This window comes from Janthinobacterium darwini, assembly GCF_051380905.1.
Classification (GTDB): domain Bacteria; phylum Pseudomonadota; class Gammaproteobacteria; order Burkholderiales; family Burkholderiaceae_D; genus Janthinobacterium.
This window is the reverse complement of the sequence record NZ_JBNYXX010000005.1, coordinates 112,952-127,757: the sequence shown is the minus strand read 5'-3', so window position 1 is coordinate 127,757 and position 14,806 is coordinate 112,952. Positions and strand designations below refer to the sequence as shown.

Annotated in this window: 16 protein-coding genes; 6 read left to right on the top strand and 10 right to left on the bottom strand. The window is 63.3% G+C overall.

Translation table 11 applies throughout. From position 1 onward, the window contains the following. Positions 1–61: 61 nt before the first annotated feature. Entirely contained in the window at positions 62–823 is a 762-nt protein-coding gene (locus ACQ4WZ_RS23825; protein WP_133988776.1) for a substrate-binding periplasmic protein, read from the top strand. Positions 824–1,032: 209 nt separating this feature from the next. Here ACQ4WZ_RS23825 and ACQ4WZ_RS23820 read toward each other — a convergent pair whose 3' ends face one another. After that, complete coding sequence (locus ACQ4WZ_RS23820) at positions 1,033–1,899, bottom strand: pirin family protein (RefSeq protein WP_436574658.1); 867 nt, start codon at positions 1,897–1,899, stop codon at positions 1,033–1,035. A gap of 118 nt (positions 1,900–2,017) precedes the next feature. On the opposite strand from ACQ4WZ_RS23820, the gene ACQ4WZ_RS23815 reads away from it, so the two are divergent. Both ACQ4WZ_RS23815 and ACQ4WZ_RS23810 read left to right on the top strand, forming a co-directional pair. Next, entirely contained in the window at positions 2,018–2,923 is a 906-nt protein-coding gene (locus ACQ4WZ_RS23815; RefSeq protein WP_436574657.1) for a LysR family transcriptional regulator, read from the top strand. Positions 2,924–2,969: 46 nt separating this feature from the next. After that, positions 2,970–3,773, top strand: a complete 804-nt coding sequence (locus ACQ4WZ_RS23810; RefSeq protein ID WP_436574656.1) for a metallophosphoesterase — start codon at positions 2,970–2,972, stop codon at positions 3,771–3,773. On the opposite strand, the gene ACQ4WZ_RS23805 is transcribed toward ACQ4WZ_RS23810, so the two are convergent. Together ACQ4WZ_RS23805 and bla are read right to left on the bottom strand one after the other, a co-directional pair. Then, positions 3,770–3,943, bottom strand: a complete 174-nt coding sequence (locus tag ACQ4WZ_RS23805) for a hypothetical protein (protein WP_166674652.1) — start codon at positions 3,941–3,943, stop codon at positions 3,770–3,772. The genes ACQ4WZ_RS23810 and ACQ4WZ_RS23805 overlap by 4 nt on opposite strands. Before the next feature lie 307 nt (positions 3,944–4,250). After that, positions 4,251–5,195, bottom strand: a complete 945-nt coding sequence (bla, locus tag ACQ4WZ_RS23800) for a subclass B3 metallo-beta-lactamase (protein ID WP_133988780.1) — start codon at positions 5,193–5,195, stop codon at positions 4,251–4,253. Positions 5,196–5,311: 116 nt separating this feature from the next. On the opposite strand from bla, the gene ACQ4WZ_RS23795 reads away from it, so the two are divergent. Next, positions 5,312–6,139, top strand: a complete 828-nt coding sequence (locus ACQ4WZ_RS23795; RefSeq protein ID WP_436574655.1) for a metallophosphoesterase family protein — start codon at positions 5,312–5,314, stop codon at positions 6,137–6,139. Here the strand turns inward: ACQ4WZ_RS23795 and ACQ4WZ_RS23790 are convergent. Then, positions 6,136–6,663 carry a dihydrofolate reductase family protein gene (locus ACQ4WZ_RS23790; RefSeq protein WP_436574654.1) on the bottom strand — a complete coding sequence of 176 codons (528 nt, stop codon included), beginning with the start codon at positions 6,661–6,663 and terminating at the stop codon, positions 6,136–6,138. The two genes, ACQ4WZ_RS23795 and ACQ4WZ_RS23790, sit on opposite strands and share 4 nt — an antisense overlap. A gap of 40 nt (positions 6,664–6,703) precedes the next feature. Here ACQ4WZ_RS23790 and ACQ4WZ_RS23785 point away from each other — a divergent pair, with 40 nt between their 5' ends. After that, positions 6,704–7,291, top strand: a complete 588-nt coding sequence (locus ACQ4WZ_RS23785; protein WP_436574653.1) for a TetR/AcrR family transcriptional regulator — start codon at positions 6,704–6,706, stop codon at positions 7,289–7,291. A gap of 49 nt (positions 7,292–7,340) precedes the next feature. On the opposite strand, the gene ACQ4WZ_RS23780 is transcribed toward ACQ4WZ_RS23785, so the two are convergent. From ACQ4WZ_RS23780 to ACQ4WZ_RS23765, 4 genes are all read right to left on the bottom strand, one after another. Continuing rightward, on the bottom strand, positions 7,341–8,018 hold the full coding sequence (locus tag ACQ4WZ_RS23780; RefSeq protein WP_133988783.1) for a type 1 glutamine amidotransferase domain-containing protein: 678 nt from the start codon (positions 8,016–8,018) through the stop codon (positions 7,341–7,343). Positions 8,019–8,040: 22 nt separating this feature from the next. Further along, a complete protein-coding gene (locus tag ACQ4WZ_RS23775) occupies positions 8,041–9,204 on the bottom strand; it encodes an iron-containing alcohol dehydrogenase (RefSeq protein ID WP_436574652.1) in 1,164 nt (387 codons plus the stop codon). 81 nt (positions 9,205–9,285) lie between these two features. After that, positions 9,286–9,894, bottom strand: a complete 609-nt coding sequence (locus ACQ4WZ_RS23770) for a TetR/AcrR family transcriptional regulator (protein ID WP_101484832.1) — start codon at positions 9,892–9,894, stop codon at positions 9,286–9,288. Positions 9,895–10,102: 208 nt separating this feature from the next. Further along, a complete protein-coding gene (locus ACQ4WZ_RS23765) occupies positions 10,103–11,500 on the bottom strand; it encodes an amidohydrolase family protein (RefSeq protein ID WP_133988786.1) in 1,398 nt (465 codons plus the stop codon). A 148-nt stretch (positions 11,501–11,648) separates the two neighbouring features. On the opposite strand from ACQ4WZ_RS23765, the gene ACQ4WZ_RS23760 reads away from it, so the two are divergent. After that, positions 11,649–12,581 (top strand): LysR family transcriptional regulator, encoded by a 933-nt coding sequence (locus tag ACQ4WZ_RS23760; protein WP_436574651.1) that lies wholly within the window; start codon positions 11,649–11,651, stop codon positions 12,579–12,581. Between the two features lie 157 nt (positions 12,582–12,738). Here ACQ4WZ_RS23760 and ACQ4WZ_RS23755 read toward each other — a convergent pair whose 3' ends face one another. Both ACQ4WZ_RS23755 and ACQ4WZ_RS23750 read right to left on the bottom strand, forming a co-directional pair. Next, positions 12,739–13,518 (bottom strand): enoyl-CoA hydratase, encoded by a 780-nt coding sequence (locus ACQ4WZ_RS23755; RefSeq protein WP_101483650.1) that lies wholly within the window; start codon positions 13,516–13,518, stop codon positions 12,739–12,741. A 73-nt stretch (positions 13,519–13,591) separates the two neighbouring features. Beyond that, positions 13,592–14,788, bottom strand: a complete 1,197-nt coding sequence (locus tag ACQ4WZ_RS23750; protein WP_101483649.1) for an acetyl-CoA C-acyltransferase — start codon at positions 14,786–14,788, stop codon at positions 13,592–13,594. Positions 14,789–14,806 lie beyond the last annotated feature (18 nt).

The following is a 14,806-nucleotide window of genomic DNA, read 5'->3' as shown; positions in this document are numbered from 1 at the left end:
CTTCCCTGGCCATTCTGGCAAATTGGGTAATAGTACCCAAGAACCACTGCGGAGATGTTCCATGCGCTTGCGCCACGTACTGCTTGCGGCAACGCTGCTCGGCAGCGTCCTGCCCGCCCAGGCCTGCCGCATGACGATGGCGCTCGAGCAATGGCCGCCCTACCTGTATCGCGATGCACAAGGCAACTACACGGGGCTGGACCTGGAGCTGCTGCGCGCCATCTTCAAGGAAGCGCGCTGTACCTTGCTGAGCGTGCCGGAGCTGCCCACGGCGCGGCGCCAGTTGCTGTTCCAGAAAGGCGAACTGGACTTGCTGCCCGCCGCCTCCGACACGTCCGAACGCCATGCGTATGCGCGTTTCACCGTGAGCTACCGCGACGAAACCGTGGGCATCTTCGGCAAGGCCGGCACGCCCGCCGCGCAGCGCCATGTCGGCAGCTTTGGCCAGCTGGCCCGCGGCAAGTCAACCTTGCTGGCGCCCAAGGTGGGCTGGTATGGCGCGCAGTATGCGGCGGCCCGGCCGGCGCTGGAAAAGGCCGGCCGCCTGAATACCTTCGGCAACTTCCGGCAGGGCATCCTCATGCTCGACGCGGGCCGCGCCGACCTGCTGCTGGGCGACGTGCTGGCCGTACGCCACGAAGCGCACCTGCAGGGCGTCGCCTTGAGCAGCCTGCCCTTCCTGGTCCTGCGCGCACCCGTGCACCTGATGCTCAACGTGCGCACGACCAGCGCCGACGACCTGGCGCGCCTGAACGCCGCCATCACGCACCTGGAACAGCGCGGCGTGTTGGCGGCGATACGCGCCCGCTATGAAGCACCGTAGAACATCCATCCAACCTGCTGCGCGCCGCAAAAATGCGGCTTGCAATGCTCACTGTGCATGCGCACTGCCCCACTTCCCGGCAACAACTCACTGCCACTCGCTACAGTTTTGTCAGATGCTGGAACGCTGAAGCGGCATCTTGCCAGCCGTCTCCAGTATCACCAGCCTGGTTTCACGGCCATGCTCGATACCCTTGAGCATGGCCGGCATTACGTCGCGATGCGGGCAAAGCGGCCTCTGTTGAAATCCTCGAACGCCTGCGCGATTTCCGCTTCGGTATTCATGACGAAGGGGCCATGGCCGACGATGGGTTCATCGATCGGTTCGCCGCTCAGCAGCAGTACCACGGCATCGCTGTTCGCCTCGACGGTGATGCTGTCGCCATCGCGTTCGAACAGCGCCATCTGCGCTTCGCGCACCACACTCTCGCCATTCACCAGCACCGTGCCATGCAGGACGATCAGCGCCGTGCTCCAGCCGGCGTGTACGGGCAGTTCCGTCAGCTTGCCCTGGGCCAGGCGCAGGTCCCACACCTGCATAGTCGAGAACGTGCGGGCCGGGCCATGCTGGCCATCGAAGGTGCCGGCGATCACGCGTACCGAACCGGCGGCATCGGGCAGCGCCACGGTGGGAATGGTGTCGCTGGTGATGGCCTGGTAGCCCGGTGCCGTCATCTTGTTCTTGGCCGGCAGGTTCACCCACAGCTGCACCATTTCCAGGGTGCCGCCGGACTGCGTGAAGGCAGGCGAGTGAAACTCTTCATGCAGGATGCCGGCACCGGCCGTCATCCACTGCACGTCGCCGGGGCCGATCACGCCGCCCTGGCCCGTCGAATCGCGGTGCGCCACTTCGCCCTTGTAGACGATGGTCACCGTTTCAAAGCCGCGGTGCGGGTGCGAACCGACGCCGGGCGGATGGGTGCCGGGCGCAAACTCGGCAGGGCCGGCATAGTCGAGCAGCAGGAAGGGGCTCAGCTGCTTGCCATGGCCGTTATACGAAAACATCGAGCGCACGGGAAAACCGTCGCCTACCCAGTGCTGGCGCGGTGCGCTGTAGATACCTGTGACTGTGTTCATCTCGATCTCCTGTGGGGTGTGCATGACGATGGAGACAGAATACGCTTGCAACGATGAAGCGGGTAGACGGTAAAATATGCCATCAGCGTTCTAAAAATAGAACGATCAAGGAGGTGGCATGCAGGACTTGAATGACTTGTATTACTTTGTGCAAGTGGTCGACCATGGCGGCTTCGCGCCGGCCGGGCGCGCGCTGGGCATGCCGAAATCAAAACTGAGCCGGCGCATCGCGCTGCTGGAAGAGCGCCTCGGCGCGCGCCTGCTGCAGCGCACGACGCGGCATTTTTCCGTCACCGACGTGGGCCAGACGTTTTACGAGCATTGCAAGGCGATGCTGGTGGAAGCGGAGGCGGCGCAGGAAGCGATCGAACTGACGCGGGCCGCGCCGCGCGGCACGGTGCGCCTGTCCTGCCCCATCGCCCTGCTGCACTCCCTGGTCGCGCCCATGCTGGCCGGCTTCATGCGCGCGCATCCGCAAGTGACCCTGCTGCTCGAAGCAAGCAACCGCCGTGTCGACCTGGTGGCCGAGGGCATCGACGTGGCCATCCGCGTGCGTCCGCCGCCGCTGCCCGACAGCGATCTGGTGCTGCGCGTGCTGGCCGAACGCAGCCAGTGCATGGTAGGCAGCCCGCTGCTGTTCGCCGGCGCGCCCGTGCCGAAGGCGCCGGCCGACCTGGCCGACTGGCCCAGCCTGGCCCTGGGCATGCAGCAACAACACTACCAGTGGGATTTGTACGGCCCCGATGGCGCGCGCGCCCAGTTGCGCCACACGCCGCGCTTCGTCACGGGCGACATACTGACCCTGCGCGACGCGGCCGTGGCCGGCGTGGGCGTGGTCCAGTTGCCGACCATGATGATCACCGAGCAGGTGGCCAATGGCAGCCTGCTGCCGCTGATGGAACAATGGCGGCCGCAGCGCGAAATCATCCACGCCGTGTTTCCTTCACGGCGCGGCCTGCTGCCGGCCGTGCGCGCGCTGATCGACTACCTGGCGCACAGCTTCGCCGCGCTGGAGGAAGAGTGAGGGTTTTCAGGTACGATGGCGTACTCTCCAATCGCCTGGATACCGCATGCGTTTACTGATTTTGTCGGACCTGCACCATGAGTTATGGCGCGACGAAGCGCCGCAAGGCGACCTAGCGCTCAGCTGCCCCGACGCCGTCATCCTGGCCGGCGACATCGACACGGGCGGCCGCGCCGTCGCCTGGGCCGCCAGCGCATTCCCGGGACTGCCGGTGCTGTACGTGCATGGCAACCACGAAGGCTATGGCCACCATCTGGACAAGGTGCGCCAGGAGCTGCGCAGCGCCTGCGCCGCCACGGACAACGTGCATTTTCTCGACGCCGATAGCCACGTCATCGCCGACCAGGCTGGCAACGCCGTGCGCTTCCTGGGCGCCACTCTATGGACGGATTTCCGCCTGCTGGGCGACGATACGCGCCAGTCGGCCATGCGCGACGCGGAAGCCGCCATGAATGACTACAAGCGCATCCGCCTGGCCAACATGGGCTTTCGCAAGCTGCGCGCGGCCGACACGGCCATGTTCCACGCGCAGCAAAAAGCCTGGCTGTCGCGCGAACTGGCGCAACCCTTCGATGGCGCGACCGTCGTCATCAGCCACATGGCGCCGTCGCTGCAATCCATCGACGGCGCGTATGGCAGCGAGGCGTGTTCGCCCGCTTACGCTTCGCGCCTGGACGACCTGGCAGCGCAGGCGGACCTGTGGGTGCATGGGCACATCCATGCTTCACGCGACTACCGGATCGGCCCGTGCCGCGTGGTGAGCAACCCCTGCGGCTACAAGACGCGCAGCGGCACGCCGCAAAATCCCGATTTTGATCCGAACTTCATCGTCGAGCTGCCGGCCCGCTAATCGTCAGGTTTGAGCCGGCCCGCCAGCCATTGCTGCAGGCGGTGCTTGCCGGCCCGGCGCGCCGCGCGCGGCGAGGACTCCGACTGGTGCGCACCGGCGCCGCCGCGCAACCTGGCGGCCGCCACCAGCGGATTGCGCGGCTTGGGCGTGGCTTTCACTTTGATTTTCATGGTGTCTCCTTTCAACCCTTGATGCATCGGCATCACGGTATTTCCTGTCCTTATGCCGGGGTCGCCCAAAACAAAAAAACCCCGGCGAGTTTCCTCACCGGGGTTTGAAGGACACCGGCTCGGGATCGGCAATGCTGCCGATGGCCCCGAGCGTCATGCGCGGGGCTAGTGCTAAGTCAACTTGCTGCCAGCCTGCTCGAACATGGGTTTCCTTTCTTTAGTTTGTTTAATCTGCACTACGGACGCTGATTCTGCACCGTATGCTGCAGTGCGTCAACCACCTTTCATGGCGCATGCTCCAAGCTTGCTATTTTTTCGCATCTGTTTTTTCTTTCGCAATGCGGGCATCGAGCTTGGCTTCATTTTTGGCAGCGTAGTTGCTGCACGCTTGCGTATCGATGAAGGGATTCGGTGTGACGCCTTCCAGCAACTGCGTCAGCTTGCTGTCGCCGCCGGAGTGGTCAGGATGGGCCGAGATCAGGATGTCGCACGGCAGCCTGGCAAAGTCCTGCATGACGCGGCGGAAGGCCGGCGTCAGGTCCGCATGGCGCTCATCGGCCAGGTAGTGAAAATCGTCGGCCGCCACCGGCGTGAGGCTGGCGCCGAACACCACGTTCAGGCATTCCTGACGCTCTGCATCCTCGCATGAAACCCAGGTCCAGCTGGTGCTGCCCGGCGTATGGCCAGGCGTGTAGCGCGCCGTGATGGTCACGTCGCCCAGTTGCAGGGTTTCGCCATCGGCGATCTCGCGCACGTTTTCCACGGCCGGCATGGGATCGATTTCGCCCGCTTGCGGATCTGCGGCGAGCACCGCTCCCGCGCGCAGCGCCTCCGCTCCCAGCGGGCTGGCGACCACTTGCGCGCCGCTGTCGCGGGCCAGGGCGGCGATGCCGCCCGAATGGTCGAAATGCGCTTCCGTATTCAGGATGAACTTGATGTCTTCCAGGCGAAAGCCCAGCTCGAGGATATGCTCCTTGATGGCGGCCACCGATTGCGGCAACGCGCCGTCGATCAGGATCAAGCCTGCACGCGTGTCTATCAGCACCACGCTCAAGCCGCCCACGCCCACGTAATAGGTGTCGCCATGGATGCGCGCCGGTTGCTGCGGGCGGTTCCACTGCGCCGCATAGGGTGAGGCAATCGGCTGCGTCAGAGGATCGACGGCGGGCGTGGCGGCATGCGCCGTCAACGGTAGCGCCATGGCGGCCAGCGCGATGTTCAGCAAGGTCTTGGGAATGAAGAAAGGCGGCATGCGGCTCCAGGAATGAGTGTGTGGTAATCGATGCCATAGGGTAACGTCGCCAGCCTGGCGCGGTCAAGCAGACGGGCGCTGCGACTTGCGCTACGATAGAGGCCCATAGACCTGCCGTGCGCCTTGCCGCGCCCACTGCCATGCGTTTGCTGATCCTGTCCGACCTGCACCTGGAAGTCTGGGGTGAAGACACACCCGCCATCAACCTTGCCGCCAGCCGCCCCGACGTGGTGATCCTGGCCGGCGACATCGCTACAGGTAACCATGCCATCGCCTGGGCCGCGCGCACCTTCGGCGCCCTGCCCGTGCTGTACGTGCACGGCAACCACGAAGGCTATGGCCACCAGCTCGAACACATGCAGGACGCAGTGCGCGATGCCTGCGCCAGCGCGAATGCGCACGGCGCCAACATCCGCCTGCTCGACGGCGACGCCGTGACAATCGGTGGAGTACGCTTCCTCGGCATCACGCTGTGGACGGATTTTCTGCTGTTCGGTGCCGAGCGCCAGGAAGAAGCGCTTAACGCGGCACAAGCCTACATGCCCGACTACAAGCACATCAGTACGGGTGGCGAGACGCCGCGCCTCTTGTGCGCCAGCGACACGGCGCAGCTGCACGCCCAGCACCGCTGCTGGCTGGAAAAGCAACTGACGCAGCCGTTCACCGGGAAAACCGTAGTCATCACGCACATGGCGCCATCGATGCTGTCGGTGGAAGAGCAATACGCGACGAACCTGGGCTCGCCCGCATTCGCCTCGCAGCTGGACGCGCTGGTGACGCAAGCTGACCTGTGGGTGCATGGCCACATGCACGCATCGCTCGACTACCAGATAGGCGAGTGCCGCGTCGTGTGCAACCCCTGCGGCTACAAGAAGCCGGACGGCACGCCCGAAAACGAACGCTTTGACACCGGCTTCATCGTCGACATCGCCAGCACGGTTTAATTTTTTCGATAGCGCAGCTGCACCACGCCGCTCGGTAGCGGGCGCGTATCTTCCAGGCGCCAGTCGCTGCGCGGCAGCGCGTCATCGAACAGGCGCACGCCTTTGCCCAGCACCACGGGCAGCACGGACAAGGTCAGGCTGTCGATGACGCCCTCGCGCAAGCCGGCGCGGATGGTGGCGCCGCCATCGAGATACACGTGGCGGCAACCCTCCTCTGCCAGCCCCTCCAGCACTTCCCGCACGCTGCCTTCGCGGCGCTGTTCGCCATGCCGTGGCGCGAAGTCGCGGTGACTCAATACCACCACGCGCTTGCCCGCATACGGCCACGGCTCGAACCCCAGCACGGCCTCATAGGTGGTACGGCCGATCAGCAGGGTATCGACTTGATCCATCAAGGCCGTGTAGCCGGTGGCGTCGGGCGAGTCGGGGGCCAGTTCGGCCAGCCAGGACAGGTCGCCGTTCTCTCCGGCGATGCAGCCATCGATGCTGATGCCGAGAAAAACGCTGACAGAAGTTTTTTGCATGGTGCTCCCTCAATTAATTCTACAGTGTAGAATTATGCCCATGAAAACCCCAAAACTTCAAGCCATAGAATCTCCCGTGCGCCGCGCGGGGCGTCCGTGCCGCGCCGCACCCGCACTGGACAGCGCCAGCATCCTGCACGCTGCCCTGGCCCTGCTGGAAGAACAAGGCGAGGCGTTTTCCATGCGCGCGCTGGCGCAAGGCCTGGGCGTCGATGCCATGGCCCTGTATCACTACTACGCAGGAAAAGAGGAGTTATTGCTGGCATTGATGGTGCATCGTTTTGCCGCGCTCGATCCGCGCCAGCCGCCGTTTACGCGGCGCCAGACGCCCCTGCGGCGCCTGCTCGCGCTGTGCGCGCTGTACCTGGAACTGATCAGCGCCACGCCCTACTTCGTGCGCCTGATGGCGCGCGGGCTGGTGACGCAAGACGACGTGGCCGAGCGGTTTACGGCGCTGTTCGAGCTGGCCGTCGACGGTCTCTCGCTGGAGAAAAAAATCCGGCTGCGCGGGCGCGATGCGCTTGTCGATTTCCTGCACGGCTATGCGCTGGCGGGCAGGCCGACCAGCGAGACGCAATGGCACGCCTCGGTCGGCCTGATCCTTGCTGGCATGGCCGCCGGGGCATAAAGCATTCAAGCCCGGCTTCCTCGACGAACGCACAGCCGGACATCGGCCATCAAGCCAGCAGCTTGAGCAGCGCCTGGGCGGCCGCTTCCGACGATGCCGGGTTCTGGCCCGTGACCAGCAAGCCATCGGTGACGGCGTACGGCTGCCAGTCGCCCAGCTTGGAGTAGACGCCGCCGTTTTGCTTGAGCATATCCTCGACCAGGAAAGGCACGATGGCCGTCAAGCCGACGGCGTCTTCCTCGGTATTCGTAAAGCCCGTCACCTGCTTGCCGCGCACCAGCGGCGTGCCGTCGGCTGCCTTCACGTGGCGCAGCACGCCGGGCGCGTGGCAGACGGCGGCGACCGGCTTACCGGCGGCAATCATCTGCTCGATCAGGGCGATCGAGTGCGGGTCTTCGGCCAGGTCCCACAGCGGGCCATGGCCGCCCGGGTAAAACACGGCGTCGAAGTCGGCCGCCTTCACCTCGGACAGCTTGCCCGTGTTGGCCAGCACGGCTTGTGCATCGGCGTCCAGCTTGAAACGGCGCGTGGCATCCGTTTGCGAATCGGGCTCGTCGCTTTTCGGGTCCAGCGGCGGCTGGCCGCCGTTGGGCGAAACGACCGTCAGCTTGGCGCCCGCTTCCTGCAAGACATAGTAAGGCGCGGCGAATTCTTCCAGCCAGAAGCCGGTTTTCTTGCCAGTGTCGCCGAGTTGATCGTGCGAGGTCAGTACCATCAGGATGTTCATATTGTGTCCTTTTATGTCAGGGTTACAGTGCTGCTTCGAGGATACGGCGGCTACGCGCGAGGTCAATATCGCGGTGTTCGCCGAGGGAGGTCATGCCATGTGCTTCCAGTTGCGTCAAGACCGCTTCCACCGCTTCCTGCCCCAGCTGGTAAGCGGACAAACGGGTCGGAATGCCCAGGCCTTCAAAGAAGGCGCGGGTGCTGGCGATGGCGGCGCTGATGCGCTCGTCTTCACTGCCAACGGTAATGTTCCAGACACGCTCGCCATACTGTAGCAATTTGCCGCGCTTCTGCTCGCGCTGTACGTCCAGCAGTGCCGGCAGCACCAGGGCCAGGGTGCGTGCGTGGTCGATGTCGTACAGGGCTGTCAATTCGTGGCCGATCATGTGGGTGGCCCAGTCCTGCGGCACGCCCGCGCCGATCAGGCCATTCAGGGCCAGGGTGGCCGTCCACATCAGGTTGGCACGGGTGGCATAATCATCGGGCGCGGCCACCGCTTGCGGAGCGATCTCGACCAGGGTCTGCAGCAAGCCTTCGGCAAAGCGGTCCTGCACCTTCGCTTGCACCGGATAGGTCAAATACTGCTCCGTGGTGTGGACAAAGGCGTCGACCAGGCCATTGGCCACCTGTCTGGCCGGCAACGTAAAAGTCTTGCTCGGATCGAGCACGGAAAATTGCGGGTACAGCAAGGGACTGCGAAAACTCAGCTTGTCATGCGTGGCTTTTTTCGTCACCACGCCGCCGCTGTTCATTTCCGAACCCGTGGCCGGCAAGGTCAGCACCGTGCCAAAAGGCAGGGCTTGACGTACATTGGCGCCGCCGCGTTCGGCGATTTCCCATGGCTCGCCGTCGTACAGGGCGGCAGCGGCGACGAACTTGGTGCCGTCGATGACAGAGCCGCCACCGACGGCCAGCAGGAAGTCCAGCTTGGCGCCACGCACCTGCGCCACGGCGCGCATCAGGGTTTCATAGCTGGGATTGGGTTCGATGCCGCCAAACTCCTGCACGCTGCGCTGGCCCAGCGCAAGAGCAGTTCGCACTTCGGCCAGGGTGCCCGTCTTTTCCGCGCTGGCGCCGCCGTACAAAATCAGCACGCGCGCATCGTGCGGCACCAGAGTAGACAATTTGGTGACAGTGTCGGCACCGAACACGATGCGGGTCGGGTTATGGAATTCAAAATTTTTCATGCTGTCGCTCCTTATTATTAGACTGGTCGTCTACGATTCACTCAAAAAAACGCGGACGTGGCGCGTCCGCTTGCTTGCTGGCTATCGGTAGCTGTCCGGCGACAGCTGCAACATGTCCAGGGTCGCCTGCCAGGCCGTTTGCAAGGCGCTGGCGTCGCGCCGCAGCTTGGTCAGCAGGGCCGCGCCCAGCCACAGCTGGTACAAAGTGGCGGCCATCTGCGCCGGATCGGCCACCGATGGCAGCGAATCGTCCGCCCTGCCCCGTGCGATGGCCTGGGCCAGCCTGGCGATGATGCGGTGGGTGCCGTCCAGCAGCGCCACGCGCATCGGTTCGGACATGTCCGCCACTTCGCTGCTGAGCTTGACCACCAGGCAGCGGCAGTCGCAACCGCTGCCATCGAGGCTCTCGCTGGTCCAGCTGGCCCAATACGCCATCAGCGACTGCGCCGCGCTCTGGCCCGGCTGGCCCAGCACGTCTTCCATCCCGGCCAGGTAGCCGGTGACGTAATCTTCCAGCATCGCTTCACCAAACAATTCCTTGGACTTGAAGTAATGGTAGAACGAACCCTTGGGCACGTCGGCGGCCGACAAAATCTCGTTCAGCCCCACGCCGGCAAAGCCCTTGCGCGTGATGATGGCCTTGCCCTGGTCGATAATGTGCTGGCGCACGTCGGTGTATTCAGCTTTCATGCGCTGCATGATAGCACAATTAGACCAGTCGTCTACACTTGCCACTGTCCAACCATCCGAAAATCAGGCGCCTCCCCGATACCCTCATCGCCTATCCCTGTGATCGCACGCCCCTTCGTCTATGGGCTGACCTTCTTGCCATGAATGAACGGGCATTGGCGCGGCTGGTAGAAAACACGTTAACAGTATCGCATTCATCAGGCACCGCTTACGCATGGTGGATCGGTGCGAACGATACCCCAAACAGATCGGGCTGGTAACCGGCGGCATTGAACAGATGGGCACAGGACTCGTCGATGGCGGCGCGCAGCTTTGCCTGATCCACGCCCAGCACGACGCCACCGCGTTTGCGCACGCGCCCCTTGATGATGACGGTATCGATATTGCTGCGCTCCGCCGCGTGCACTACGGTACCGATGGCGTTGTTGACCGGGTACAGGTTGAGGTCACTGGTGCGTATCAGTACCAGGTCGGCCTGCTTGCCTGGGCTCAAGCTGCCGATGCGTTGTTCCAGCCCCGCACAAGCGGCGCCGTCAATCGTGGCAGCCTCCAGCAAGCGAAACGCATCGGTGGGCGCCGCCACATGGTGATGACCATGGAGGCGCTGGCTATGTCCCATGACCCTTTGCAGGTAGAACGCCACGCGCATTTCCATGAACATGTCGCCACTATATGAAGTCTCGTTGTCGACACTCAGACCGGGGCGTATGCCGTGCTGGAACGCGGCCTGCCAGGCGTTCATGCCATCCTCGATACCGTAGTGGGCATCCGAACGCGGGCATACATTGACGCGCACACCTGCCTCGCGCAATATTTTCCAGCCCGATTCCGGCAGGCAGGTGCAGTGGTTGAAGATGTTGTCGCTGCCAAGCAGCCCCTGCTGGTGCAAGCCTTCGAGCTCGGCTGCCATGCCACCGCCAAAAAACTCGGTCACGATGGGAATACCCAGTGCTCGCGCGACGGCCCACTGCTCAGGTTCCAGCTGCGCCATCATGGCCAGTGTCACCAGGCTGTCAGGATTGCTGAAATACTTGGCCTGCAGGCGCGCGAGGTTGCCAGGCCAGTGCGCCTCATCCCAGACACCCGATACGGGTGCTCCGGAGGCGTGCACCGCGCGGATGCCCGTATCGAGCAGTGCTTCGACTGCCGCGTCGGAGTGCGCCCCTGTGCGGCTGTTGTGGGAGTTGTCGATCACGGTCGTGATGCCGGCATCGATGCAGCCCAAGGCCGTGAGCAGGTTGCCCACGTAGATGTCGCGCGGCCGGTAGTATTTGGCAAACGAGAAATGCGTGGCGTTGCAATAGTCCTCAAGCGTTGCCGCATTCGGGTTGATGCGGCGCAGCTGGCCTTCCCAGGAATGGCGATGCGTATCGACCATGCCCGGAATGGCAATCATCTCCGCGGCATCGATCACTTCGGCACCATCAGCCTCCAGGTGCAAGCCGATGGCGGCAATGGCGCCATCGGCAATCAGGATATCGCCCTTGGGCAAATTGCCAACATTGCCATCCATGCTGATGATCGTTGCGCCTCGAATCAGCATCTTGTGTGGGACTGCGGCCAGCGGCGCAAGCAGAGCCTGCAATTGAGGGGTTTGTTCAAGCATGATTGATTCCTGCCATAGGTAATGAGTTGCACCCAGTCTAGTGCAGGCAAGCATGCAGAAAAAGTAGGCATGGAGGTTTTCACCATGCAGAAAATCCGAACAATGTTGGGTTATAGTGCCGTTTCCTTTACCGCCATACGGACAAGCCATGGATCGCGTACAAGCAATGCAGGTATTCCTTCGCGTGGTCGAGAGCAGGAGTTTTGTGCGCGCAGCAGAGACCCTGGGCTTGCCGGCATCGTCGGTCACCGGCGTCATCAAGCGGCTGGAAAAACATTTGCAGACGCGCTTGCTGAATCGTTCCACCAGAAACCTCAGCCTGACACCGGAAGGTGAGCGCTACTTCCACCGCTGCCGCGAAATACTCGACCTGATCGCCGACACCGAAGCCAGCCTGCAAGGCTCAAACGAGCGCCCGCAAGGACGATTGCGCGTCGATATGCCTGGCGGCATTGCCCATGCCCTAATCCTGCCGCAGTTACGGCAATTCCAGCAGCGCTACCCGGATATTTACCTGATGATCGGCGTCAATGATCGCCAGGTGGACTTGATACAGGAGGGAGTCGATTGCGTCATCCGCACCGGTAGCCTCGATGACTCGACGCTGGTCGCGCGCCGCCTGGGCGAACTGCGCTGGATCACCTGCGCAGCCCCTTCCTACCTGGCCGAGCTGGGTGTTCCCGAGGTCCTGGAGGATGTGCAACGACACCGGGCGGTCCATTATTTTTCCAGCACCGCGCGGCGGGGGAGCGATCTGCATTTCGTCGACGAGGGCATCAGCATTGCCGTCCCGGTGCCGGGCACGGTAGCGGTCAACGAGACCGGGCTGTACATCAAGCTGGGCCTCGACGGCCACGGCTTGATGCAGCTGGCCGAGATCCTGGTGACCGACCATTTGCAAGCCGGGGATTTGGTCGAGGTGCTGGCCGACAGGCGGCCAGCGCCGGTGCCGGTATCACTACTCTACCCCCATCACCGCTTTCTGTCCCCGGCGATGCGAGCGTTCACCGACTGGACTATTGAGCTGTTCAGCAACGCCACATTAGAGCAATCGCCTCGTCACACTACACTAAAAATCTGAATGCGCATCCATCGGCACTTTGCGAATGCGGCAGTACCGATACGCATCCCTGACTGGACGCTTGCCGAATTGCCTTCGACGTTATCACCAGCATCTTGGAGCAGCTGGGATGCTATCCCAGTCTGCGTCCAGGTGCAGCAGATGGTCGGCATCCAGCCTAGGCAAACTTCTTGAAGTCCGGCTTGCGCTTTTCAAAGAAGGCCGTAAACGCTTCCTTCGCTTCGGCGCCGCCCAGCATGGCGCTGAACAGTTTGTTTTCTTCCGCGATGGCCGCCTTCACCGGTTCCATGCGGCTTTGTTTCATCAGGCGCTTGGTGGCGCGGATGGATGCGGCTGGCAGGGCCACCAGCTTGGCGGCCTGGCCTTGCGCGTACGTCATCAATTCGTACAGGGGCACGACTTTCGAGACCAAGCCCATCTCCAGCGCTTCCTGTGCCGGGAACGACTCGCCCAGCATCAGTTTTTCCGCCGCGCGCGGGTAACCGGCCAGTTGCGTAAGCAACAGGCTGGAGCCGAATTCCGGGCACAGGCCCAGCTGCGTGAACGGCATCGAGAAGCTGGCATTGTCGGCCGCGTAGACCAGGTCGCAATGCATCAACAGCGTCGTGCCGATGCCGATGGCGGGGCCGGAGACCGCTGCCACCACGGGCTTGCTGCTGCCGTACAGGGCGCGCATGAACTGGAACACGGGACGGTCATGGTCGAGCGAGCCATCCTTCGGCCGCGCCGTCTTCATGAAGTCATCGAGGTCGTTGCCAGCCGTGAAAATCTCGCGCTTGCCGCAGATCAGGATGGCGCGCACGTCGTTGTCCGTCTCGGCAGCCACCAGCGCATCGGCCAGGGTCTGGTACATGGCGCCCGTGATCGCATTCTTGCGTTCCAGGCGGTTGAATTCCAGGGTGAGGATGCCCTCGCTCTTGCTGCACAAAATATCCATGTCGTCTCCAAAAATATAAAGGGCGCCGGGGTAATCCCGCAGCGCCCTGTTTTATTGCTTCAGCCCGTCAAGCTTATACGCGCTCAAAGATTCCGGCGGCGCCCATGCCGGCACCGACGCACATCGTGACCATGCCGTACTTCTGCTTGGTGCGCTGCAGTGCGTGGATCACGGTGGCCGCGCGGATGGCGCCTGTGGCGCCCAGCGGGTGACCCAGGGCGATAGCGCCGCCCATCGGGTTGACCTTCGATGGGTCCAGGCCCAGGTCGCCGATGACTGCCAGCGCCTGTGCGGCAAATGCTTCGTTCAGTTCGATCCAGTCCAGCTGGTCTTGTGTGATGCCGGCGGCGGCGCACGCTGCAGGAATCGCGAATTTCGGACCGATGCCCATGATTTCCGGCGGCACGCCGCGCACGGCGAACGAAGAGAATTTCGCCAGCGGGGTCAGGTTATGCTCGCGCAAAATCTTTTCGCTGACGATCAACAGCGCGCCAGCGCCATCGGACATCTGCGAGCTGTTTGCGGCCGTGACGGTACCCTTGGCGGCAAACACGGGTTTGAGTTTGCCCAGCGACTCCATCGTCGAATCGGCGCGCGCGCCTTCGTCGGTGTCGACCGTGCGGCGCGTCACATCGACCTGGCCGGTAGCCAGGTTCGGCGTGCGCGTGATGATCTCCACGGGCGTCGTTTCGGCCTTGAAGAAGCCGGCTTGCTGCGCGGCGATGGCGCGGCGGTGCGACTCGACCGAGAACGCGTCCTGCTGTTCGCGCGACACTTTCCATTGTTGCGCCACTTTTTCGGCCGTCAGACCCATGCCGTAGGCCATGCCGATGTTTTCATCGCTGAACATGTCCAGGTTCATCGATGGGTGGTGGCCCATCATCGGCACCATCGACATCGATTCGATGCCGCCGGCAATCATGACGTCGGCCTCGCCCACGCGGATGCGGTCGGCCGCCATGGCAATGGCCGTGATGCCCGAAGCGCAGTAACGGTTGACGGTCACGCCGCCCACGGTTTTCGGCAAGCCGGCCAGCAGCACCGAGTTACGGGCGATATTGAAGCCCTGCTCCGCTTCCGGGAACGAGCAGCCGATGATGGCGTCGGTGATCAGCGCCGGGTCGAGGCCAGGTGCTTGCGCCAAGGCCGATTGCAGCACGCGCACCAGCAGGTCGTCCGGGCGGGTGTTTCTGAACATGCCGCGCGGCGCCTTGCCGATCGGGGTGCGGGTTGCAGAGACGATGTAAGCGTCTTGAAGTTGTTTGCTCATTTTATTCTTTCAAAGATG

Coding starts and splice junctions, on each gene's coding strand:
- ACQ4WZ_RS23780 (WP_133988783.1), bottom strand. CDS start 8,018: ATGAACATCCTGATGGTACTGACCTCGCACGATCAACTCGGCGACACT.
- bla (WP_133988780.1), bottom strand. CDS start 5,195: ATGCCGCCTTTCTTCATTCCCAAGACCTTGCTGAACATCGCGCTGGCC.
- ACQ4WZ_RS23760 (WP_436574651.1), top strand. CDS start 11,649: ATGGATCGCGTACAAGCAATGCAGGTATTCCTTCGCGTGGTCGAGAGC.
- ACQ4WZ_RS23815 (WP_436574657.1), top strand. CDS start 2,018: ATGCAGGACTTGAATGACTTGTATTACTTTGTGCAAGTGGTCGACCAT.
- ACQ4WZ_RS23810 (WP_436574656.1), top strand. CDS start 2,970: ATGCGTTTACTGATTTTGTCGGACCTGCACCATGAGTTATGGCGCGAC.
- ACQ4WZ_RS23770 (WP_101484832.1), bottom strand. CDS start 9,894: ATGAAAGCTGAATACACCGACGTGCGCCAGCACATTATCGACCAGGGC.
- ACQ4WZ_RS23825 (WP_133988776.1), top strand. CDS start 62: ATGCGCTTGCGCCACGTACTGCTTGCGGCAACGCTGCTCGGCAGCGTC.
- ACQ4WZ_RS23805 (WP_166674652.1), bottom strand. CDS start 3,943: ATGAAAATCAAAGTGAAAGCCACGCCCAAGCCGCGCAATCCGCTGGTG.
- ACQ4WZ_RS23755 (WP_101483650.1), bottom strand. CDS start 13,518: ATGGATATTTTGTGCAGCAAGAGCGAGGGCATCCTCACCCTGGAATTC.
- ACQ4WZ_RS23765 (WP_133988786.1), bottom strand. CDS start 11,500: ATGCTTGAACAAACCCCTCAATTGCAGGCTCTGCTTGCGCCGCTGGCC.
- ACQ4WZ_RS23785 (WP_436574653.1), top strand. CDS start 6,704: ATGAAAACCCCAAAACTTCAAGCCATAGAATCTCCCGTGCGCCGCGCG.
- ACQ4WZ_RS23750 (WP_101483649.1), bottom strand. CDS start 14,788: ATGAGCAAACAACTTCAAGACGCTTACATCGTCTCTGCAACCCGCACC.
- ACQ4WZ_RS23820 (WP_436574658.1), bottom strand. CDS start 1,899: ATGAACACAGTCACAGGTATCTACAGCGCACCGCGCCAGCACTGGGTA.
- ACQ4WZ_RS23790 (WP_436574654.1), bottom strand. CDS start 6,663: ATGCAAAAAACTTCTGTCAGCGTTTTTCTCGGCATCAGCATCGATGGC.
- ACQ4WZ_RS23775 (WP_436574652.1), bottom strand. CDS start 9,204: ATGAAAAATTTTGAATTCCATAACCCGACCCGCATCGTGTTCGGTGCC.